Origin of the sequence: Knoellia aerolata DSM 18566 (genome assembly GCF_000768695.1) — a bacterium.
In the GTDB taxonomy this organism is placed as follows: domain Bacteria; phylum Actinomycetota; class Actinomycetes; order Actinomycetales; family Dermatophilaceae; genus Knoellia; species Knoellia aerolata.
On record NZ_AVPL01000014.1, the window covers coordinates 13,793 to 35,136 of the forward strand.

Sequence of the window (21,344 nt, forward strand, 5' to 3'; positions counted from 1 at the left end):
CCGGCTTCAGCAAGCCTTCATGAAACCTGCACTCAATGGCCCGGCGGGCCGGGAAGGCTGAGGCCCTAGTCCCACCATGAAGGTGATCGACGCGTCGGGGCGAACGCTTGGCATCGGGATCGGGAATATGTACCCCACGGGGGTATGTTGGCACTGCTGAGATGGAGGAGCCCATGAGCGCCAAGAACCCCGCCCGGGTCGTTCCCGGCTACATCGACAGCAAGGACGAGCAACTACGGCGGCTGCGGCGAATCGAGGGGCAGGTGCGCGGCCTGCAGAAGATGGTCGAGTCCGACACCTACTGCATCGACATCCTCACCCAGGTGTCTGCCGCAACCAAGGCGCTTGAAGCCGTTGCGCTCGGCCTGCTCGATGACCACTTGAGGCACTGCATGTCCGACGTGGCGGACGGCAGCGAGACCGATCGAAGCCAGAAACTCGAAGAAGCGTCGGCTGCCATCGCCCGACTCGTCCGTTCTTGACCCACCCATCGCTCGAAGGAGATCACCTTGTCCGAGAACACCGGTAAGAACCTGCCCATGGCGCAGCCCTCAGGCTGCGCCTGCTGCAGCCCTGCTTCCTCCGAAACCGCCACCACACCTACCGGGGAGAACACCATGAACACCCAGACCTTCCCAGTGACCGGCATGACCTGCGGTCACTGCGTCAACGCAGTCACCAGCGAAGTCAAGGCACTTCCCGGGGTCAGCGACGTCAACGTCCGACTCGTCCCCGACGGGCCATCCACCGTCACGGTGACCAGCACCGAACCCCTCAGCGACGAACAGGTCTCCGCAGCACTTGACGAGGCCGGGGATTACCACCTCGCTCGCTCCTAATCAGAACCGCAACAGCCAGACCCGGAAGGACCGCACGATGGCCACCCAGGTGGACAACGTCCAGCAGCACGACCAAGAGGTCGAACTCGCGATCGGGGGGATGACCTGCGCATCGTGCGCCGCGCGCATCGAGAAGAAACTCAACAAGATGCCCGGTGTCAGCGCCACCGTGAACTACGCCACCGAGAAGGCCAAGGTTCACTACGGGTCGGAGGTCGCCCCCGCTGATCTCATCGCCACCGTCCAGGCCACCGGGTACACAGCGTCGGTTCCTGCCCCCCAACGGGCTCAAGAGGCAGTGGAGGACACGGGGCAGTCGGCCAAGGACCAAGAGGCTGACACCTGGCGGCAGCGGCTGACCGTGTCCGCTGTCTTGACGCTCCCCGTGCTGTTGATGTCGATGATTCCAGCCCTCCAGTTCGACAACTGGCAGTGGCTGTCACTGACGCTTGCGTCGCCCGTCGTCGTCTGGGGCGCGTTGCCCTTCCACCGGGCCGCGTGGACCAATCTTCGGCACCGAGCCGCCACGATGGACACCCTGATCTCCGTGGGCGTGGGGGCCGCATGGTTGTGGTCCCTATGGGCGCTGTTCTTCACGCATGCCGGGATGACGGGCATGCGGATGCCGTTCGACCTGCTTCCGAGCCGGTCCGACGCTGCGGCAGAGTCCCACATCTACCTGGAGGTCGCCGCGGCTGTCACCACGTTCATTGTGGCCGGTCGCTACTTCGAGGCTCGCGCCAAGCGCACCTCCGGCGCTGCCCTTCGCGCACTCCTCGATATGGGAGCCAAGGACGTCGCCGTACTGCGCGACAGTCCATCGGGTCCCACCGAAGTTCGCATTCCCGTGAGTCAACTGAGCGTGGGCGACCGGTTCGTCGTCCGCCCGGGCGAGAAGATCGCCACTGACGGCCAGGTCGAGTTCGGCCGGTCCGCTGTGGACGCGTCCATGCTGACCGGCGAGTCCGTGCCGGTTGAGGCCGGTCCGGGAGATCCAGTTGTCGGCGCCACCGTTAACGCGGGCGGGAGACTCGTGGTGCGCGCCACTCGCATCGGCTCTGACACCCAACTGGCGCAGATGGCTCGGCTCGTCGAGGACGCCCAGAACGGGAAGGCCGAGGTTCAGCGCCTCGCGGACCGCGTGTCCGCCGTGTTCGTCCCGATCGTCATCGGCCTGTCGCTGCTCACGCTTGCCGCCTGGCTGGTCACTGGCAGTTCGGTCACAGCAGCGTTCACGGCGGCCGTGGCCGTGCTCATCATCGCGTGCCCCTGCGCCCTCGGGTTGGCCACTCCGACCGCGCTTCTCGTCGGGACCGGTCGAGGCGCCCAACTCGGCATCCTCATCAAGGGCCCACAGATCTTGGAGTCCACGCGACGGGTCGACACGATCGTTCTCGACAAGACGGGGACCGTCACGACGGGGCACATGGCAGTAGCCGACGTGCACGTGACGGCCACCGAAGACCTTCAGACCGTTCTCGCGATCGCGGGGCCGTTGGAGCACGCCTCCGAGCACCCGATTGCACGGGCGATCGCCGCGCACTCGAAGGACGCCGGGGTCGACCTTGTTCAGGTCGAGGACTTCACCAACCACGGCGGGCACGGAGTCTCCGGCTCGGTGAACGGCCATGCAGCCATGGTGGGCCGGGGCTCATGGCTCACCAAGGAATGGTCCTTGAGCCTCCCAGTAGACCTGCAGGGCCAGGCCGAGGCCGCTGAGAACGAGGGTCGAACCCCTGTCTGGGTTGCTTGGGACGGCGCCGTTCGCGCAGTCGTCGTTGTGTCCGACACTGTCAAGGAAACCTCCGCCCAAGCGATCGCTGAACTCCGCGAGTTGGGCTTGCGTCCGGTCTTGCTCACTGGGGACAACTCGCGAGCCGCACGCTCGGTTGCCGGGCAGGTCGGCATCGCGGACGTCGACGTGATTGCCGAGGTCCTCCCTGCGGACAAGGTGGAGGTCGTCAAGCGCCTCCAGGCCGAGGGAGCGGTGGTCGCCATGGTGGGCGACGGAGTCAACGACGCCGCCGCTCTGGCGCAAGCCGACCTGGGCCTGGCCATGGGCACCGGAACGGACGTAGCGATCGAGGCCTCCGACCTCACGCTGGTCAGCGGCGACCTGCGGGCAGCACCCGACGCGATCCGGCTCGCACGCGCTACGTTGCGAACGATCAAGGGCAACCTCTTCTGGGCGTTCGCCTACAACGTGGCTGCACTACCGCTCGCCGCCGTGGGGCTGCTCAACCCCCTGATCGCAGGCGCAGCCATGGCCTTCAGTTCCGTGTTCGTCGTCAGCAACAGCCTGAGGTTGCGACGTTTCCGCCCGACGCGCTGAAGCCGCAAGCCCGGCCGTACGCAAGGCATCTCCAGGCACGCACGTCGATCTCGTACGACGCGCAGAAACGGGGAAGCCCAGCGGGATCAGGCGTGCCGGGAACCCTGCAGCACCCGCTGTTGCGTCCAAGCGGCGAGCACCGTCGTCACCGGCACGGCCGCGATCAGCCCCAGAGTGCCGACAACACTTCGGGCAATCTCCTGCGCGATCACCTGGTCCGTAACACTCCCGCCCAATGAATCACCGCCAGCAACGATGAGGATCAGCAGCGGCAACGACGAACCGGCATACGCGAGAACGATCGTGTTCACGACGGAGGCGATGTGGGACCGTCCGACGCGCTCAGCGGCGCGGTACAGGTCCTTGAAGCCGTAGGCCGGGTTTGCCTCGGCGAGTTCGGTGACGGTCGCGGCCTGAGTGACCGTGACGTCGTCCAGGACCCCTAGTGACCCGATGACGATGCCAGCGAGCAGCAGCCCCTGCATGTTGATCTGCAAAGAGAGCCCAACGGACGTCGAGATGTCGTCGGTCATGCCGGTGAGGTGCATGGCCGAGACTGTGGCCGACGAGATCACCCCTGTCAGGGTCAGGCTGATGAGCGTTCCCAGCACGGCCACAGTGGTCGAGAGTGAGAATCCGTGTGTCAGGTAGAGCACGATGAGCATGATCGCGGCGGAACCGACGATGGCCACGAGGAGCGGCGACTCCCCGCCGAGGATGGCTGGGACCACGAAGTAGACGAGCAGCGCGAACGTCACGACGAGCCCTGCCAGAGCGGACACTCCGCGCCATCGAGCGAAGGCTACGAGGGCAAGGGCGAACGCAATGGCGAGGACCCAGAGCGGTCTTTCGCGCTGGTGGTCCACGACCGCGTACTCACCCCCCTCGGGGGAGGAAAGACGCAGGAGAACCACGTCCTCGCCCTCTCGGATGGGGGGCGCACCAGGCCCCGTGGGCAGTGGGGCCTCGATGACGTCACCCTTGGACCCCTCAGTGAGCCGAACCTGCACCGTGCCGCACCGATCAGTGCCGGGCTGACCCTCCGGGCATGGCCCGGTCTCGACGGCAACGACACGACCATTTGTTTGCTCGCCTTGGGCCGCTTGTTCCGGATTGATGGCCTCGCCAGAGGGCCAGAGCCAGATGATGGCGGCGAGAGTGGTGAGGGCAATGGGCAAGATCACGGCGATGGCCAGCGCCCGCATCGAGGCCGAGTCGCCCTGTCTGCGACGTGCGTGGTGTGCACCCATGGGCATTGGCTCCTTGAAGGATCGGTGCCGGTCCAGGTTCAGGGCGTCGGCCGGGTCGATGCTAGAGGCGCGCTGACTGGTACCGGTCGTGCAAGAGCCTTCCCGGCTCGGATCTTCGTGGAATCTTCATGGCTGGGCAGTCACGTGCCTGATGACGCTGCGCCCAGGGTGACCACAAGCACCGTTCAGGGCGCGGCGTCGAGCGGAAGTGAAGTGAGTTCGGTGACGCCGAAGACGTCCTTTCGAGCGCCCCTCGCTCGCCAATGAGGGTGGAGGCGAGTCAGCCACGGCTTTCGAGGCCGATGCTCGGGTGGGTGGACAGGTGACGCGGCCTCATGCTTGCATGTAGTCAATGCACTACACCTCTGGAGCGAGAACCATGTCACTTCACGGTTACGGGCTGAACCTCGTGGGCGTAGTACCGCTCGGATCAAAACGAGCGTCGACGCGCCCACCTGCCCAATCCCAACCCGCCGCGCCCTATCCGAACACCCCATCGCCAAGCAGGAAGGCGATGCCCACCACCGACTTCTTGAAGTGCGACCCCCGGGCGCCCGCCAGCGGCCCTTGTCAGCGTGTTGCACGAACGCCCCGTTCGACGGTCGAGCCGCCATCGCCCGCTGGCTCAGCGCCAGGCTTCGACACGCCGGAACGCTCATGACAGTAGAACCCTGGAGCGCACGTCTAGCGCCAGAGCGGCTGGACGCACTCCGCCTCCTGGTAGCCCTGCATCCTGCAGCGTCCGAATCGCACCTGACGGCCCAAGCCGCTCACTACATGCTGGCACGCACCCTCGCCGACATCACAGACCTCGACGAAGCCTCGATCACAGCGATCGTGGCCACACTGCGCTCTCTGTGGGACGACGCCGACAACGGCTCCGAGCAGACGCTCCCATTGGCACTCGAACGGACGCTGCAGGCTCCGCTGAACGGCGCATACATTCACGCGATGCTGGCCGGGGCAGTCCTTCGGTCCCACGAGACACTCACACGCATGCAGGAAGCGGACTCGGCCGCGACCGGGTTCACCCCAGCACAAGTCGAGGCGCAACGGCGTGACGCCGCTATGACTATCCGAGCCTTCTGCGCTTGGGAACGGGCCACGGGCTTTGCTCCACCGGCGGAAACCGGCCGTCAGAACGGTGATGGACCCTGGAGATCTGGTGAGAACGACGGTCAGTCATGACGGACGTGGCTCCCGCGCCGAGAGCCTCCCCTCGACAGGCCGCGGACCACGCCCTGCTCTGGGACCTGGACAACGTCACCCTTGGTCGCGAAGGCAACGAGCGGTTGGCCCGAACGATCTTGCAGATCTGCGCTGCAACGGACCATCTTTACGCGGCCTGTCACCGTCGGACGTGGCTTCAGCACCGCGGACTGTTGGGGCCATTCGGCATCACGGTCCTAAGCGGCGGCACTCGCCGCCAAGGAGCGGATCACCTGCTGCTGGAGCGCGCCAATGGCCTCGCGGCCGCAGGAGTCTCTCGCTTCTTCTTGGCCAGCAACGACGGGGACTTCGCGCGACTCCCCGCAGCCTGCACGATCACAGTGCTCACCCTCGCCCCGGACAGCGTTGCTAGGCGCCTGTTTGGACGTGCGACCAGTGTCATCACCCTGCCGAAGACCGGCATCTGAGCGCATCGCACTCGGCGCACGCCTGGCCGGGCTCTACCTGTTCGCCGCGTTGATGACCCGGTTGGCCGAGGCAATGGGCTTGCGCAAGTGTGGGTGCGCGGCCGACTGCTGGTGCAAGAAGCCCGGAATGAGCGCCTTCCGGTGGGTGTTCCCGCGAGGCCACCGGACCAACTGGCCGGATGACACCCGCCCCTTCGTCAAGTAGGTCGGCGCTCCCACCGCCGTCGGTCTAGGGCCAGTGTCGACGCAGACACCTTCGCCTCCCCTATGCAGGAAGAAGCACCGGAACAGGCCAACGGCCGGGTCCGGCTTCCACGGGTGTTCTGGGGCAAGTCGAAAGGCCCGTCGACCTAAGTGTGGCCATCACAGGTAACGGCATACGTCTTCGGCGCGGCAGTCGGCAGGATTCGCGTTGGCCGCGCCGTCGCGCAGGTGGACCACGGTGTCACGCAGGGTTCGCAGGTCAGATATCTGGCGATCGAGGTCGGCGATGCGGGTGTTGAGCAGGTCCTGCACGTGCCCGCAGGGCGCGGTGCCCGACTCACGGATGTCGATGACTTCGCGTATCTGCTTCAAAGTCAGTCCGGCTGCGCGGCCTCTGCGAACGAAGTTGAGCCGGTCGATCGCGTCGTCCTCGTAGTCCCGGTATCCGCTGCCCGTCCGGTTCGCAGGCGGCAACAGGCCGCTGTCCTCGTAGAAGCGCAGCGCCTTAGTGGACGTGCCGGTTGCTGCGGCCAGTTCTCCGATACGCATGCCTGAACTCTCTCGTCGTTCGCACTTGACCTTCCAGTGCGGTGGAAGGTCCATCGTTGTCTGGTCACCGCACGCGACGCAACCGAAGGACTCAACCGTGACCGCATCAACGGACGACAGCAGCACTGACGCCATCCTGATCGAGAGCAGCGGTGAGTATGACGTGGACCTAGCCGTCATCGGGTCCGGTGGAGCAGCCATGGCGGCAGGTATCACGGCCCGGAAAGCGGGGCGCAGCGTCGTTCTCATCGAGCGGGGCACCTTGGGCGGGACGTGCGTCAACGTCGGATGTGTGCCGTCAAAGACGCTCCTGGCGGCGGCCGGGCACCGGCACGCAGCGTTGACGAACCCGTTTGCCGGTGCGCCGACCTCAGCGAGCCGGGTGGACCTCGGTGCTCTGGTGGCGCAGAAGGACGAACTCATCCATCGGTTGCGCGAGCACAAGTACGCGGAGGTGGCCGAGGCGTGGGACTTCCCCGTCATGGCCGGTGAGGCCCGGTTCACCGATGGCGAGGTGTTGACCGTGGACGGCAAGCCGTTGCGGGCCCGCGCCTACGTCATCGCATCAGGCTCCCAACCATCGGTTGCCGGTATCTCCGGTGTCGAGGATGTGGAGTACCTGACCTCGACGACTGCGATGGATCTCGACGCCCTGCCGGAGTCGTTGGTGGTCGTCGGTGGCGGGTACGTGGGCATGGAGCAGGCCCAGTTGTTCGCCCACCTGGGCGCGAAGGTCACCATCGTGGGACGGTTGGCCCCGAAAGCCGAGGACGAACTGCGCGACGTGATGGCTGAAGTGTTCTCCGAGGACGGCATCACTGTGATCGAGCACCGGGCGCTGAGCGTTCGGACCACTGACGACGGGCAAGTCATGGTGACTGCGGCTGACGGCAGTGAAGTGACCGCGCAGCGGCTCCTGGTGGCGACCGGTCGACGGTCTGAGACCGATGCGATGAACTTGGCCGGTGCCGGGGTCGAGACTGACGAGCGGGGCTTCATCCGCATCGACGCCCACCAACGCACCAGCAACCCGCGTGTCTTTGCTGCCGGGGACGTGGCCGGGACCCCGCAGTTCGTCTACGTCGCCGCTGCCTCGGGGCGGGTCGCCGCCAGTAACGCGCTCGACGAGACCCCCGACGGCGCGCAGGGCTCGGTGGACTACACCGGCATGCCTGCCGTGACGTTCACCCGGCCCCAACTCGCCTCAGCCGGGCTGACCGAACACCAAGCCATCGAGCAGGGCTACTCGTGCGCCTGCCGCACCCTGTCCCTAGAAGACGTGCCCCGTGCGCTGGTCAACCGCGACACCCGAGGGGCGATCAAGGTCATCGCCGATGCCTTAACCGGCAGGGTCCTGGGGGTCCACGCAGTGGCGGACGGGGCAGGCGAGATCATGCTGGCCGCGACCTACGCCATCAAGTCCGGAATGACGGTCGATGACCTCGCTGACACGTGGGCTCCCTACCTGACCACGTCTGAGAGCCTGCGATTGGCCGCTGGGCTGTTCCGGGGCGACATGCCCACCTCCTGCTGCGCCTGACCCCGCCGCCGTACTTGCGGCGGCACTGTCGGTCCTTGGACTACGGACCCGGAACGGGATCTCCGCCTTCCAGGTTCACTCCGGCTGCGCTGCAGTCGGTTCGCCCCTCAACGAGGGCTTCAAGGCCAGGAAGTGCGTTGTTGGCTTGCACCGCCACTAATCCGCTGGCACGGACGTGCTCGGGGTCGAAGCGCGGGAAGTCTGCGCTGAGTGCCTCAAGGTGCTTAGCCGCCGCAGCGACGATGCCCTCCAACGACGCGAACTCGTAGTTTTCGACGCGTTCGCCACGGACCACGGCACGATTCTCAAGGGTGTCCAAGAGGGCAACGGTCCAAGGGTCTCCGGGTCTCCGCTGCACTGTCGGCACGCGACGTCGCAGGTTTCGTCGGGGTCACCGTGGACGTACCGGACAACGAGGTCGTGGGGCCAAAGGTCTTCAGGGGGAATCCGCCAGTCGAGTTCTTCGATGATCACCGGGCAACCTAACTGGTCACCTCGGCTGCCGCTGGGGTCACACTCCGTCTCTGCCGTGTGTTCGTCTATCGGTCGGCCGCGCTGATGCGGGCCGCGTCGAGCACCCGCTCGGGCTCGTCACGGATGAGGAGGGCCGGAACGTCACCGTCGGCTGAGCCTTGGTGGCTGACGAACCACGCCGTGATCGAGAACTCGTCCCATCCAGAGTCCCGGAAGACCTTGAGGACGTCCCGGAAGCCTGGCCACAACTGCCGCCACTGGTCGAACTGGAAGGCCGGGACGACCAGCCTGTTCCGATACGGAACGAGCAGGTAGGTGTCCAGGTGGAAGAAATGAGCGGTCCCCATCGGCGCGATCTCCAGCAGACCCCACTCGCGGTCCATCTGTTCGAGGATCGCCTCGTGCTGCCTCCCCGCCTCCTCGAACGGAGGCAGTCCGCTCGGTGGCGTGATAGTCCACGGCTCGACCCGAACGGCCCAGCCCTCCGGTTCGCCGTCACGCCCTTGCTCGGCCCGAGCCTCGGCTGCCCGGCGCTCGGCGTCCGTCCTCATCGCGAAGGCACCCACCAGCGCTTGCCCCTCGCGAACCAGCCAGATCATGTCGCGCATGTCCCACCTCCTTTGATGAGAGGCCCCGCTCGGTCGACCCGGCCTCGATGTGCGTCGACACGGTAGGGGCGGACACTGACACCGTCGCCTCGCCTGTGGATACATGTAGCGCGGGATAGTTCGGGGCATCAACTTGGCAGGAGCGCTGGGGTCTGCAATCCGACCCATTCCCGCGCCCGTCGGCCAGAGCACGCGGGTGGCTTGTCCGACGACCGCGCGGTGCTCTTGGAGCGCGGTCGGCGGCACGCCGGGGTGTAGGTAGTGGGCCAAGAGATTGGCAGTAGCCCGTGCGTCAACGAGTGCCGAGTGGCCCCCGTCCACCTTAAGTCCGGCTGCCCAGCAGCAGTCACTGAGACGACGACGGTCCAGGTGAGGCAGGTAGTGCCAAGAGGCATCAAGAGTGCACAGCATCGGCACGCTGGGCCATGACCAGTTCGCGCGGCCGAACTCGAACTTCATGAAGGATGAGTCGAAGCGCGCGTTGTGGGCTACCAAGGCGCGCCCATGGAGGAGTCCTGCGAGGTGGGGAACGACCGCCTCGAAGACAGGCGCCTGCGCCACGTCGGCGTCCGTGATCCCGTGGATGTGCGTCGCCCCAACAGGTCGTTGCGGATTGAGACGGCTGACCCACTCGTGTTCGAACTTTCCGTGGCGGTCGAGCAAGACGACGCCGACCTCGATGACGCGATCACTTCGCGGCGACAGCCCCGTGGTCTCAACGTCAATCACGGCGTAGCCGGTCCGTGGCCATGAGGACAGTGCAGCAGCCGCGGGCGACTGAAACGGCGATGCACTTCGTCCGGCGGGACCCTTCGCGGTCTCAGAGTGGCCGAGCAGACGCCGAACTGCCTCCTTAAACACGCCCATGCTTCGCGCAACCCCCTGTGACCTCGGCAGACGTCACTTACCCGCGGAAGTGAACCAGAAAGAGCGACAAGCCGCCGTGAAATTGGACACAGGAGGCGCCGAGTCGTAGGAAAGCAGCGGCCAATGGCCGCAAGTTACCTCACACTGCCGAGGGCTCCGGAGTAAAGCAGGCGGTCGGAATCCCGACCACTCTCAGAGCCGCACGACGGGGCACCGCATTCTTCTCCCAGCGAAATGGGCATCAAGCCAAAAGCCGGATGGCCCTGCGTCACACGGCGCCGGGCGCCCGTTGACACCCTCAGCACCCTGGCTAGGCATCCCTGACTGTCGGTGCTACGACGTACGTTCTAGAGGGCCAGTGCGCTCGCGTGGCCGTCGGGTGCTCCGATCAACGGGAGTTGGAATGAGTAGGAATCCGCAGGCAGTGAAATGCCGCCTGGAGTGCCGCCGGTGCGGCTATGCGCTCATGATGTGCATCCCGGTCCGCCGAGGTGTCCCCGACTTTCTGCGTTGCGACCACGACAACCACGGGGGCGTTCCCAAGGACGGGTCCGGAGACATCCTGTGCGAACAGTGTCGTTGCCTGTGGCGCATCGACGGAGACGACCTCACCAGGATGGCCGAGGACGCTCTACCTCGAAACATGTCCGAGTGGAAGCGGCAGGGTGCGATCACCCTGCTCTGTGGATAGGGGTCCTCATGAAGGTGTTCATCTCATCGGTCCGGCGTGGGCTCGAAGACGAGCGCGACTACCTGCCTGACTTGATCCGCGCACTCGGGCACCAGCCCCTGCGCTTCGAGGACTTCGGAGCACAAGACCTCACGAGTCGGGGAGCCTGCTTGGGTGGCGTCCAAGAGGCCGACGTGTACCTACTGCTCCTCGGTCCCACCTATGGCGGCGAGATGGGTGACTCTGGGCTTTCCGCGACAGAGGAGGAGTTCAACACCGCCACCGGGCGCGGCCTGCCCATCTATGTGTTCCGGAAGCGAGACGCCACTCCCGACGCGCAGCAGGAGGCGTTCCTTGCACGAGTCGGGAACTATCAGGAGGGTCGATTCTGGACTGAGTTCACAGACAACGCGGAACTCGGCGTCGCGGTCACCAAGGCACTCCAAGGACATAGGCCACCGACGCCGCCGTTTGCTCAGCACCCTCTGTCAGGCCCCGTGCAGGTGCCGTGGCGTCGTGCGCGACCGTCGTTGCCGCAAGTCCGAGACAGCATCGCTGTCTTGGAAGTTCACGTGTTGCCGATCGAGCAGACCACCCTTCGGCCGGTTGCAGCGCTGAGCGACCTGGCCACCCGCCTAGCCACCGACGCCCGACAGCAGGGCTTCTTCGGACATGGCGACGCACTCGACATCAACGCCGACACTGAGAATGCCTGGGCTGTTCGCAACGATCCAAATCACCGCAGCGGCTGGAACGACGTCACGACTGATCCCTTCGCCGGTGTCTACATCCGACGTGATGGAGCCCTTAGCGCCTTCCAAGCGCTCCCGCGCGACATGCTCGGATCGCTCATCAACGAAACGGACCTCGTACAGCGGTTGACCGTCCTTCTGCGGCACCTCACCCCGTACCTACCTGGATCCGCGAACATCGCGGTGGCGGCAGCCATCGACCCGGCCGATTCGGTAGCCGAGGGCGATCCGCATGGGGTAGGCACCCGGACGTCCGGACTCATGGGCTTCGGACGGGACGCGGTCCTGCGGGCCGAGCCCGCCGACCAGATCGCCAGCACATCACTCGCGCCTCACCTGCATGAGGTTGCCCGCGACCTCGCAGCCCGCCTCGTCCACGCCCTCCGCAGCGGTCAGCGCTGAAGCGTGATCGGACCGAGCCGTGGGCACCAACGGCTCGGTCTGATCCCGGTCGACCGCTACTCGGCGCTCGGCGTGACAGAGGGGTAAGGCCTCAATGGCCCGTGAGGACGGACGCCCACCCCATAGCATCCACCTCTTCGTTCGCGGGCATCGAAATACACCACCTGCGCACGTTCAGGCGCCACCGCTCGGCCGTCAGTCCCCCCACCTAGTTCAGGCTGACGTTGGGCCTTTCGAGAACAACTCGTTGGCGTCTACCCCGAGGGCCGACGCGAGCGCCGTCACGTTGCTCACTCCCACGTCCAACTGGCCGTGTTCCATCTTGTTGATGCTGACGCGGTGCATCCCTGTGGCATCGGCCAACTGCTGCTGCGTCATGGACTTCGCCAGCCGGAGTTCGCGCACCCGGCCGCCCAGGGCAACAAGCGCGTCATGACGCGCTCGCTCCAGTTCAGGATTCAGTGGCATCAAGGTCACATGCCCAGCGTGCACGGGAGGACCGACAGGTCCGGCGCTGGACGGCCGGACGGGCTCAGCAGAGATTTGAGACGTAACAACACTCGATCCTCCGTTTCGCCCGAACCACCAAGAGAGAGGGCCCAGATGCAGGTAATTCCGCAGGTCAGAGACCTGCGGAATTACCTGAACTGATGGATCAGAGTTACCTGAACCACCCAATGTGCGCAAGGGGGGATTTGAACCCCCACGCCCTTTCGGACACTGCGACCTGAACGCAGCGCGTCTGCCGTTCCGCCACTTGCGCTGGGAACTGGACCAGTGTGCCGCACGCACCCACCCGCCTCCAAACCGCGGCCCCCCACGGGGCGGACTACCGAACCTCCGCCGTGAGGAGGGACACCGCCCGCCCGACACCGTCCTCGCCCCGCACCTGCACACCGACCGCCGCCGCACGCGCCGCGCACTCACCCCGCGCGAACCCGCGCAGCACCTCCGTCAGCCACCCGGGCGTCAGCTCGTGCCGACGGATCGGCCGGGCCGCCACCCCGATCTCCCACACCCGTCGCCCCCAGTACGGCTGGTCACCGATGTGCGCCACGACCGCCTGCGGCACCCCCGCCCGCAGCGCCGCACCGGTCGTGCCCGCCCCGCCGTGGTGGACGACGCCCGCCATCCGCGGGAGCAGCCACCCGTGCGGCACGTCCCCGACGTCGCGCACCCACTCGTCGTCGAGCGACCCCAGCCCCGCCGACCCGCGGTGGAGCACGACCCGGACCCGGGCGGCCCGGGCGGCGTCCGCGACCAGCCGGCTCATCCGGTCGGCGTCGCGCGTCGACATCGACCCGAACCCGACGTACGCGGGACGCGAACCCCCTTCGACGTATGCCGTCAGCTCGGGGTCCGCGACCGCCGTCACCTCGTCGTCAAGGAACCAGTAGCCGGTCACCTCGGGGTTGTCGCGCCAGTCGGGCGCCGGAGGGACGACGAGCGGCGACGCGGCAAGCAGCCCCGGCGTCCGCCGGATCGCGTCGAGGACGCCGCGGCGGCCGGTCGGCGCCAGCCCCAGCTCGGCCCGCACCTCGTCACCCGGCGGGGAGAACACCGACCCCACGACCTCGAGCAGCGACCGTCCGGCGACGTGGTTGAGCCACGAGGACCGCCCGGGCAGCACCGGCTGCAGTCCCGACGCCCCGAGGCGGGTCGGCCGCATCGGGGCGAACTCGGCCACGACGTGGCGCCCACCGCCGACCGAGGCGAGGGCGTCCGCGGCGTGGAGCGTGAGCAGCCCGCTGAGCCAGAGGTCCGCCGAGCCCGCGAGCGGGAGGAAGGCGCCGGCATACTCTTCGACGCTGAGGCGCACGAAGCGCTTGAGCGCACGAAGCTCGAGGAACGGGTTGCTGCTCGAGTGCCCCAGCCACGCGACGCCGAGCTCGGAGCCGATGAGCTCCTCGATCCGCAGCCCGGCCGGGACGAAGCCCAGCCCGTGACGGGTCACCAGGTCCTCGAAGTCGTCGCCGGCACAGATCGTCACCGCGTGCCCGGCGCGGGCGAGCCCGACACCGAGCGCGACCATCGGCTGCACGTCGCCACGCGACCCGGCCGCGAGGACGTTGACCTTCACGACAGGCGGATCCGCCCGACGTGGTGCCAGAAGCGCTCCCTCACCTGGTGCCGGCCGGCGTCGTCGATGTCGTCGCCGCCCGACCGGCTCGCCAGGTCGAGCAGCAGGGCGCGGTCGAGCTCGCCGGGGATGGCCGGACGCGAGCCGCGCAGGTCGGCGAGCGACGCGGGCGTCGCGGTGCGGCACCACGACGACACGACGGCATACGCGACCGCGTCGAAGAGCGCCACGCCGACCTCGCCGCCGGCGCTCGCCGACCAACCCGGCGGCGGCGGCAGCACGAGCTCGGTGGCCCGCCGCTGCCCGAAGATGGAGGGGGACGGCGACAGCACGGGCGTGCCGGACGGCTCGCTCTCCGGGACGGTCTCGTCGGCCGCCTCACTCGTGCCTGCCACCGGAACCGGTTCTGGCTCAATGGAATCGGGCACCGGCTCGTCGAGGTCGGGGTCGAGCTCGACGTCGAGGTCGAGGTCGAGGTCGGCCTCGCTCGAGGGCTCCGGTGCGACCTCCGGCGCCTGGACGGCCTCCTCGCCGTCGCCCGTCGTCGGCACCAGCCCGGGCGGCAGGGCCCGGGAGCGCACGCACGTGTCGATCGTCTCGGTGTCGACGAGCAGCTCGCTGTCGGCCGCGCGGCGCAGGTGCTTGGACACGGCGTGGGAGAGGCCGTTGACCCCGGGGACGGAGAGCAGCTTCACCTGGACGCCGGCGCCCTGCGCCTCCTCGACCGCCTCGGTGAGGTCGTCGTCCCCGGAGACGAGGTAGACGACGTCGGCGACGCGCGACCGGCCCTGGAGGGCGAGGTCGAGACCGAGGCGCACGTCGACGCCCTTCTGCTCGCCGGCATACGACAACCGCCCGAGACGGAGCTTGACCTGCGGCAGGAGTCCGATCTGGTCCTGGTGGTGGTCGGGCTGGCCCCCGGGCCGGGCGCCCGAGTCGTACCAGTTGACGCGCAGCACGGGCAGCCCCGAGTCGGCCTCGACCTGTTGCACGAGCGCGGCGATGAGCCCCGGGTAGTCGACCTCGACGCTGCTGCGCAGCGAGGATCCGGTGACCCTGGTCGCGGCCGACGCGAGGAGGTAGCCGACATCGACGTAGACCGCGCACCAGGACCTCATGGCCCAACTCTCTCAGCCACCCGACCGCGGCGAAGCCACACCGCGACGGAGCGCTCGTCACTATCGTGGGCACGGCAGGTGTGTCCGCCCCACGAGAGGACCCGCAGGATGAGCTCCAGGCCCGACCCCACCCCCCTCTGGCAGGCGCGGAGGGACAGCGGCGCCGGCCAGCTCGACGCCGCCACCGTCGACCGCATCCACCGCTGGTGGCGGGCGGCCAACTACCTCTCCGTGGGCCAGATCTACCTGCTCGACAACCCGCTGCTGCGCGAGCCGCTGCACCGGGACCACGTCAAGCCGCGCCTGCTCGGCCACTGGGGGACGACCCCGGGGCTCAACTTCCTCTACGCCCACCTCAACCGGGTCATCGACGAGCGCAAGCAGCCGACGATCTACATCACCGGACCCGGCCACGGCGGCCCGGGGCTCGTGGCCAACACCTACCTCGAGGGCACGTACAGCGAGACGTACCACGACATCACGCCGGACGAGCCCGGCATCAAGCGCTTGTTCAGGCAGTTCAGCTTCCCCGGCGGCATCCCCTCGCACGTCGCCCCGGAAACCCCCGGCTCCATCCACGAGGGCGGCGAGCTCGGCTACGCCCTCTCGCACGCGTACGGCGCGGCGCTCGACAACCCGGACCTCCTCGTCTTCGCCGTCGTCGGCGACGGCGAGGCCGAGACCGGCCCGCTCGCGACGAGCTGGCACGCCAACAAGTTCGCCAACCCCGCCACCGACGGCGTCGTCCTGCCGGTCCTGCACCTCAACGGCTACAAGATCGCCAACCCGACCGTCCTCGCCCGGATCAGCCACGACGAGCTCGAGTCGCTCATGGTCGGCTACGGCCACACGCCGTACTTCTTCAAGGCCGGGTTCGACGACGAGGCACCCGAGGCCTACCACCGCCGCTTCGCCGAGCTGCTCGACGAGGTCATGGACCACATCGCCGCGATCAAGGCCGACGCGGCGAAGGTCGGCGCCGACGAGGTGGAGCGGCCCCGCTGGCCGATGATCGTCTTCGAGCACCCCAAGGGCTGGACCGGCCCCAAGACCATCGACGGCAAGGTCACCGAGGGGCACTGGCGCAGCCACCAGGTGCCGCTCGCGAGCGCCCGCGACACCGACGAGCACCTCCAGAACCTCGAGGACTGGCTCCAGTCGTATGCCGCGCACGAGCTCTTCGACGACGCCGGGCGGCTCGACGAGGACATCGCGTCGCTGGCGCCCGAGGGCCAGCTCCGGATGGGCGCGAACCCGCACGCCAACGGCGGGCTCCTCAAGCGTCCGCTCCGGCTGCCCGACTTCCGCGACTTCGCCGTGCCGGTCGACGTGCCCGGCGGCGCCACCGCCGAGGCCACCCGCGTCCTCGGCAACTGGCTCGCCGAGGTGATGCGCGCCAACCCCCACAACTTCCGCATCTTCGGGCCCGACGAGACCGCGTCGAACCGGCTGGGCGGGGTCTTCGACGTCACCCCGAAGCAGTGGAACGCGGCATACGAGCCGTTGGACGAGGGCGAGCCGATGGCCCGGGTGGGCAAGGTCCTCGAGATGCTCAGCGAGCACCAGTGCCAGGGCTGGCTCGAGGGCTACCTCCTCACCGGGCGGCACGGGATGATGAGCAGCTACGAGGCGTTCATCCACCTCGTCGACTCGATGTTCAACCAGCACGCCAAGTGGCTCAAGGTCACCAACGACATCCAGTGGCGCAGCCCGATCGCCTCGCTCAACTACCTCCTCAGCTCGCACGTGTGGCGCCAGGACCACAACGGCTTCAGCCACCAGGACCCGGGCTTCATCGACCACGTCGTCAACAAGAAGGCCGACATCATCCGGGTGTACCTGCCGCCGGACGCCAACACCCTGCTGTCGACGTGGGACCACCTGCTGCGCACCGACCAGTACGTCAACGTCGTCGTCGCCGGCAAGCAGCCCGGGCCGACCTGGCTCCCGATGGACGAGGCGATCCTGCACTGCACGCGCGGCCTCGGCATCTGGGAGTGGGCCGGCACCGAGGGCGCGTCGGCGGAGTGCGACGTCGTCCTCGCCTGCGCCGGCGACGTCCCGACGGTCGAGGTCATGGCCGCCGTGCACCTGTTGAAGGAGAACCTTCCCGAACTGCGCGTGCGTGTCGTCAACGTCGTCGACCTCATGCGCCTGCAGGACGAGGTCGAGCACCCGCACGGGCTGAGCAACCGCGACTTCGACGGGATCTTCACGCCGGACAAGCCGGTGATCTTCGCGTACCACGGCTATCCCTGGCTCATCCACCGCCTGACCTACCGCCGCACCGGGCACGACAACCTGCACGTGCGCGGCTACAAGGAGGAGGGGACGACCACGACCCCCTTCGACATGGTGATGCTCAACGACCTCGACCGCTACCACCTCGTCATCGACGTCATCGACCGCGTGCCGAGCCTGGGGTCACGCGCGGCGGGGCTGCGGCAACGCATGCAGGACAAGCGATTCGAGGCGCGGGCGTATGCCGTCACCCACGGTGAGGACATCCCGGAGGTACGGGACTGGGTCTGGTCCGACGCGGGCGAGACCGGGACGTCCGAGGGTGGACCGAACGCGACCCGGGTCGCGGAGACCGGCGGCGACAACGAGTGACCAGTTCCCCACCCCCGACTGATTGCCCCACAGGAACAGATCTGGGTCCCCCGCCGCCGGGCTGGGCTGGGCGGTGTGCGCAATAAGTCGGGCCTGGCCGGTGCGCCCTACCAGGTGGGAGGTTGGGCGCCTGGCGGACCGGGCGAAAAGCTCACCCTCCCCCGACTTATTGCGCAACAGGAACAGATCTGGGGCCCCCGCCGCCGGGCTGGGCTGGGCGGTGTGCGCAATGAGTCGGGGGTCAGGCTCCGGGCGCGGGGACGGGTCAGGGGCGGGTGCGCTCGATCGTGCGGGAGACGTGCTGCTGCGCGAGCCGGCGCAGGGCCACGAGGACGGGGTCGACGAGGACGGTGCCGAGGACGACGTGCCGCACGGCGGCCTCCGCCTCGCTGGGCACCGACCGCACGTCGACGTCGGCCACCCCCTCCATGTGGTCGGCGTAGCGGTCCATCCGCTCCTCGTCGAGCCCGATGCCGACGGAGTCGCAGGCGGCCCAGGCGCGCTCGAGGTCCTCGATGAACGGGTCCGCGGGGTCGACCTCCCACCCGCGGCGGTCCATCCACTCGTGGACCCGGCCCCGCGGCACGACGACGTCGTCGTCGCACGCAGGGACGCCGGTCCCGTCCCCGGCGAGGGTCCGCTGGGCCGCCTCGAGCACGTGCAGTCGGTCCTCACCCGGAGAGGCGAGGACGTCGACCACCCGCTTGACGCGCGCGAGGGACATCCCCCCGACCTCGGTGAGCGCCCGCACGAGGCGCACCCGCTCGACGTGCGTCGCGTCGTAGTCCGCCTGCGTCCGGGACAGCGCCCGGCCGGGGTGCAGCAGGCCCTCGCGCTGGTAGTACTTCAGCGTCGCGACGGCGACACCGGTGGCGTCGGACAGCTCGGCCAGCCGCACGGCACACCTCCACGTTTCGGTTCGACACGGGAACCCCTTGACATTGGATAGTAACGCTCCCCAAAATGAGCAGGATCAGATAGTTCCACTATCCCAAAGGAGCGACCATGTCCGCGCCGTACACCCGCACGACACACACCTTCGACGGCGACCTCGTCGTCTTCCACATCGGCATGACCTTCCGCAAGCCGCACCGCCCGGACCTCTGGATGCCCGTCTTCACCGCGATGCCGAAGATGCTCGCCGAGCTGGAGCGCAACAAGGTCGCCGCCGCCCGGGGCGAGGCCGAGGACCTCGGCTTCCTCGGGGCACGCCAGTACCTCGGCGCCAGAGGGCCGCTCGTCGTGCAGTGGTGGCGCTCGACCGAGCAGCTCTACGCCTACGCGAGCGCGACCGACCACGCCCACCTCCCGGCCTGGCGGGCCTTCAACCAGGCGGTTCGGAAGGGTCCCGGGGCCGTCGGCATCTGGCACGAGACGTATGCCGTCCGCGCGGGCGGGGTGGAGACGATCTACGGCGGCGCCGAGGGGATCGGCCTCGGCGGAGTCGTCGGCACAGTCCCCGTCGAGCGCCGCGGCCGCAGCGCCAGCGAGCGTCTCGGCTCGCGCGTGGCCTGACGAGCCGCACGGGCGGTGACGCAGGTCACTGACGTGCCCCCGCAAGTCAGGACATAGGTCCCATCCGCGTCTCTCGCAGTGCTCCTAACGTCGTAGGTACCGGAGGGAACGTCCCCCCGACCACCTACCAATTGGAGGTAGACATCATGGCAACCACCAAGCACAGCGAGGCGGTCCGGGGCATGGAGACACGCACCGACACGCCTGACGGCATCACCCACATGGAGGACGTGGTCCGCAACCCGGTCGCCCGCTGGGCGCTCGTCGCACTGCGCTACGTGCTCGGCTTCACCTTCCTGTGGCCCTTCCTCGACAAGCTCTTCGGCCTCGGCTACGGCACGCCGGCCGAGAACGCCTGGATCGACGGCGGGTCCCCGACCACGGGCTTCCTCACGAAGAACCCGGCGGTCGTGGAAGGTCCCTTCGGTGACTTCTTCGCCAACTTCGCCGGCGGTGTCTGGGACTGGCTGTTCATGTTCGGCCTGCTCGGCATCGGCGTCGCGTTCCTCGCAGGAGCGGGCATGAAGATCGCCGCGTGGGGTGGCACCCTGCTCATGGCCCTCATGTACTTCGCGGAGTTCCCCATCGGCCGCGACGGCGAGGGCTTCACCAACCCGATCTTCGACAGCCACTGGATCGAGGCGCTGGCGCTCATCGTCCTCGCCTACACGTTCTCCGGTGACAAGCTCGGCCTCGGCCGCTGGTGGAGCAGGATCGTCGGCAACGACAGCATCCTTCGCTGACCCCCTGAACCCGGCCGCCGCATCCCCTCCGGTGCGGCGGTCGACTCATGCCCGCCCCACCTCCGCCCCTGCAGGACCCGTCGAGTGGTCACGACACCCCGGATGCGCACACGGCATACGGGGTGTCGTGACCACTCGACTCGCGCTCGCCTCACGAGTCCCCACAGCCCCGGCAGATAGCATCGGCCGGAGCGACCGACCCGAGGACCGACGAGCGAAGGAGGCGAGCCATGGGCCTGTTCGACCGCATGGAGGGCAAGCTCGAGCGCGCCGTCAACGGCGTCTTCGCCAAGGCGTTCCGCTCCGAGGTGCAGCCCGTCGAGATCGCGAGCGCGATCCGACGCGCCATGGACGACCGCGCCGCGACCGCCGGCAAGGGGCGCAGCCTCGTCCCCAACGTCTTCACGATCGAGCTGAGCGAGACCGACTACGAGCGCCTCACCGACCACGGGGCCGAGCTGGAGAACGAGCTCATCGCCGCCGCCGAGGAGCACGCCGACAGCCAGCACTACCAGCCGGGCGGCCCGATCGACATCCTCTTCGACGAGGACGACGAGCTCGAGACCGGCGTCTTCCGGATCCGCCCCAGCACCGCGAAGCGCCCCCGCGCGACCGGGACGACCGGCCAGCACCAGCCCGTGCGCCGGTCCTCCCGTCCCGACGCGTATGCCGGTGACTCGCCCGCCGCTGCCCCCGCACCCGTCGCCCCGGTGCCGACCCCCGCACCCGCCGTCCCGGAGCGGGTGCGGGCGCGGCCGGCCGAGCGCGAGGTGGACGAGGACGAGCTCGGCGAGACCGCGGCATACCGTCCGGCGAAGCCCCCGGCGGTGAAGCGGCGCACCAACCCGGCCGACCGGCCGTGGCTCGACGTCGACGGCGAGCGCTACCCGCTCATGGGGGCGATCACCGTCCTCGGCCGCGACGACAGCGCCGACATCATCCTCGACGACCCCGGGATCTCACGCCGGCACAGCGAGATCCGGGTGACCCAGGACGGCCCCCACACGGTCGCGACCATCCGCGACCTCGGCTCCACCAACGGCACCTTCGTCAACGGCGAGCGGATCACCAGCGAGCACCTCGCGAGCGGTGACCGGGTCACGGTGGGCCGCACCTCGGTGACCTACCGCGCCGGCCGTAAGTGAGCGGGA

19 protein-coding genes and 1 tRNA gene are annotated in these 21,344 nt (G+C 68.2%); 11 read left to right on the forward strand and 9 right to left on the reverse strand.

Going from position 1 to position 21,344, the window contains the following annotated elements; translation table 11 throughout:
* Positions 1-173 precede the first annotated feature (173 nt).
* Genes N801_RS07360 through N801_RS07370 form a run of 3 tightly spaced genes read left to right on the forward strand, consistent with a single transcriptional unit; the run spans position 174 to position 3,171 of the window.
* Positions 174-482, forward strand: a complete 309-nt coding sequence (locus N801_RS07360; RefSeq protein ID WP_035935623.1) for a metal-sensitive transcriptional regulator — start codon at positions 174-176, stop codon at positions 480-482.
* Positions 483-509: 27 nt separating this feature from the next.
* On the forward strand, positions 510-839 hold the full coding sequence (locus tag N801_RS07365; protein WP_245618284.1) for a heavy-metal-associated domain-containing protein: 330 nt from the start codon (positions 510-512) through the stop codon (positions 837-839).
* A 37-nt stretch (positions 840-876) separates the two neighbouring features.
* A complete protein-coding gene (locus N801_RS07370; protein WP_052112727.1) occupies positions 877-3,171 on the forward strand; it encodes a heavy metal translocating P-type ATPase in 2,295 nt (764 codons plus the stop codon).
* 86 nt (positions 3,172-3,257) lie between these two features.
* Here N801_RS07370 and N801_RS07375 read toward each other — a convergent pair whose 3' ends face one another.
* A complete protein-coding gene (locus N801_RS07375) occupies positions 3,258-4,421 on the reverse strand; it encodes a YibE/F family protein (RefSeq protein ID WP_035935769.1) in 1,164 nt (387 codons plus the stop codon).
* Positions 4,422-5,198: 777 nt separating this feature from the next.
* Here N801_RS07375 and N801_RS20670 point away from each other — a divergent pair.
* Positions 5,199-5,609 (forward strand): hypothetical protein, encoded by a 411-nt coding sequence (locus N801_RS20670; protein ID WP_156996597.1) that lies wholly within the window; start codon positions 5,199-5,201, stop codon positions 5,607-5,609.
* Entirely contained in the window at positions 5,606-6,058 is a 453-nt protein-coding gene (locus N801_RS07380) for a hypothetical protein (RefSeq protein ID WP_035935631.1), read from the forward strand. Before N801_RS20670 ends, N801_RS07380 begins: the two co-directional genes overlap by 4 nt.
* A 363-nt stretch (positions 6,059-6,421) precedes the next feature.
* On the opposite strand, the gene N801_RS07385 is transcribed toward N801_RS07380, so the two are convergent.
* Positions 6,422-6,811 carry a heavy metal-responsive transcriptional regulator gene (locus N801_RS07385; RefSeq protein ID WP_035935634.1) on the reverse strand — a complete coding sequence of 130 codons (390 nt, stop codon included), beginning with the start codon at positions 6,809-6,811 and terminating at the stop codon, positions 6,422-6,424.
* 139 nt (positions 6,812-6,950) lie between these two features.
* Between N801_RS07385 and merA the strand changes: the two genes are divergently transcribed.
* Positions 6,951-8,351, forward strand: coding sequence for a mercury(II) reductase (gene merA, locus N801_RS07390; protein ID WP_035935771.1), 1,401 nt, complete (start codon positions 6,951-6,953; stop codon positions 8,349-8,351).
* Between the two features lie 40 nt (positions 8,352-8,391).
* Here the strand turns inward: merA and N801_RS20675 are convergent, their stop codons facing one another.
* Positions 8,392-8,670 (reverse strand): hypothetical protein, encoded by a 279-nt coding sequence (locus N801_RS20675; RefSeq protein ID WP_156996599.1) that lies wholly within the window; start codon positions 8,668-8,670, stop codon positions 8,392-8,394.
* Positions 8,671-8,890: 220 nt separating this feature from the next.
* On the reverse strand, positions 8,891-10,162 hold the full coding sequence (locus N801_RS20165; protein ID WP_169744224.1) for a 3'-5' exonuclease: 1,272 nt from the start codon (positions 10,160-10,162) through the stop codon (positions 8,891-8,893).
* An 837-nt stretch (positions 10,163-10,999) separates the two neighbouring features.
* On the opposite strand from N801_RS20165, the gene N801_RS19655 reads away from it, so the two are divergent.
* Positions 11,000-12,124: a DUF4062 domain-containing protein gene (locus N801_RS19655; RefSeq protein WP_052112728.1), complete on the forward strand. Its 1,125-nt coding sequence runs from the start codon at positions 11,000-11,002 to the stop codon at positions 12,122-12,124.
* Positions 12,125-12,337: 213 nt separating this feature from the next.
* Here N801_RS19655 and N801_RS07415 read toward each other — a convergent pair whose 3' ends face one another.
* The 4 genes from N801_RS07415 to N801_RS07430 all read right to left on the reverse strand — a co-directional run bounded on the left by N801_RS07415 (position 12,338) and on the right by N801_RS07430 (position 15,322).
* Positions 12,338-12,592 carry a helix-turn-helix domain-containing protein gene (locus tag N801_RS07415; protein ID WP_035935649.1) on the reverse strand — a complete coding sequence of 85 codons (255 nt, stop codon included), beginning with the start codon at positions 12,590-12,592 and terminating at the stop codon, positions 12,338-12,340.
* Positions 12,593-12,804: 212 nt separating this feature from the next.
* Positions 12,805-12,887, reverse strand: a tRNA-Leu gene (locus N801_RS07420).
* Between the two features lie 66 nt (positions 12,888-12,953).
* Positions 12,954-14,204: a glycosyltransferase gene (locus N801_RS07425; RefSeq protein ID WP_035935654.1), complete on the reverse strand. Its 1,251-nt coding sequence runs from the start codon at positions 14,202-14,204 to the stop codon at positions 12,954-12,956.
* Positions 14,201-15,322 (reverse strand): NYN domain-containing protein, encoded by a 1,122-nt coding sequence (locus N801_RS07430; RefSeq protein WP_035935658.1) that lies wholly within the window; start codon positions 15,320-15,322, stop codon positions 14,201-14,203. Before N801_RS07430 ends, N801_RS07425 begins: the two co-directional genes overlap by 4 nt.
* Positions 15,323-15,430: 108 nt before the next feature.
* On the opposite strand from N801_RS07430, the gene N801_RS07435 reads away from it, so the two are divergent.
* Complete coding sequence (locus N801_RS07435; RefSeq protein WP_035935661.1) at positions 15,431-17,935, forward strand: phosphoketolase family protein; 2,505 nt, start codon at positions 15,431-15,433, stop codon at positions 17,933-17,935.
* 265 nt (positions 17,936-18,200) lie between these two features.
* Here N801_RS07435 and N801_RS07440 read toward each other — a convergent pair whose 3' ends face one another.
* Positions 18,201-18,833 carry a MerR family transcriptional regulator gene (locus N801_RS07440; RefSeq protein WP_035935665.1) on the reverse strand — a complete coding sequence of 211 codons (633 nt, stop codon included), beginning with the start codon at positions 18,831-18,833 and terminating at the stop codon, positions 18,201-18,203.
* Between the two features lie 107 nt (positions 18,834-18,940).
* Between N801_RS07440 and N801_RS07445 the strand changes: the two genes are divergently transcribed.
* From N801_RS07445 to N801_RS07455, 3 genes are all read left to right on the forward strand, one after another.
* Complete coding sequence (locus tag N801_RS07445; RefSeq protein ID WP_035935668.1) at positions 18,941-19,450, forward strand: DUF4188 domain-containing protein; 510 nt, start codon at positions 18,941-18,943, stop codon at positions 19,448-19,450.
* A 146-nt stretch (positions 19,451-19,596) separates the two neighbouring features.
* Entirely contained in the window at positions 19,597-20,193 is a 597-nt protein-coding gene (locus N801_RS07450) for a DoxX family protein (protein ID WP_211254683.1), read from the forward strand.
* A gap of 230 nt (positions 20,194-20,423) precedes the next feature.
* The gene (locus tag N801_RS07455; RefSeq protein WP_035935670.1) at positions 20,424-21,338 is read left to right on the forward strand and encodes an FHA domain-containing protein; all 915 of its coding nucleotides are present in this window, start codon (positions 20,424-20,426) and stop codon (positions 21,336-21,338) included.
* The last annotated feature ends 6 nt before the right edge of the window (positions 21,339-21,344 follow it).

What these genes read in the sequence shown, in the direction of transcription:
- N801_RS07360 (WP_035935623.1), top strand. Translation starts at nt 174, where the DNA reads ATGAGCGCCAAGAACCCCGCCCGGGTCGTTCCCGGCTACATCGACAGC.
- N801_RS07370 (WP_052112727.1), top strand. Translation starts at nt 877, where the DNA reads ATGGCCACCCAGGTGGACAACGTCCAGCAGCACGACCAAGAGGTCGAA.
- N801_RS07375 (WP_035935769.1), bottom strand. Translation starts at nt 4,421, where the DNA reads ATGGGTGCACACCACGCACGTCGCAGACAGGGCGACTCGGCCTCGATG.
- N801_RS20670 (WP_156996597.1), top strand. Translation starts at nt 5,199, where the DNA reads ATGCTGGCACGCACCCTCGCCGACATCACAGACCTCGACGAAGCCTCG.
- N801_RS07380 (WP_035935631.1), top strand. Translation starts at nt 5,606, where the DNA reads ATGACGGACGTGGCTCCCGCGCCGAGAGCCTCCCCTCGACAGGCCGCG.
- N801_RS07385 (WP_035935634.1), bottom strand. Translation starts at nt 6,811, where the DNA reads ATGCGTATCGGAGAACTGGCCGCAGCAACCGGCACGTCCACTAAGGCG.
- N801_RS19655 (WP_052112728.1), top strand. Translation starts at nt 11,000, where the DNA reads ATGAAGGTGTTCATCTCATCGGTCCGGCGTGGGCTCGAAGACGAGCGC.
- N801_RS07415 (WP_035935649.1), bottom strand. Translation starts at nt 12,592, where the DNA reads ATGCCACTGAATCCTGAACTGGAGCGAGCGCGTCATGACGCGCTTGTT.
- N801_RS07430 (WP_035935658.1), bottom strand. Translation starts at nt 15,322, where the DNA reads ATGAGGTCCTGGTGCGCGGTCTACGTCGATGTCGGCTACCTCCTCGCG.
- N801_RS07435 (WP_035935661.1), top strand. Translation starts at nt 15,431, where the DNA reads ATGAGCTCCAGGCCCGACCCCACCCCCCTCTGGCAGGCGCGGAGGGAC.
- N801_RS07445 (WP_035935668.1), top strand. Translation starts at nt 18,941, where the DNA reads ATGTCCGCGCCGTACACCCGCACGACACACACCTTCGACGGCGACCTC.
- N801_RS07450 (WP_211254683.1), top strand. Translation starts at nt 19,597, where the DNA reads ATGGCAACCACCAAGCACAGCGAGGCGGTCCGGGGCATGGAGACACGC.
- N801_RS07455 (WP_035935670.1), top strand. Translation starts at nt 20,424, where the DNA reads ATGGGCCTGTTCGACCGCATGGAGGGCAAGCTCGAGCGCGCCGTCAAC.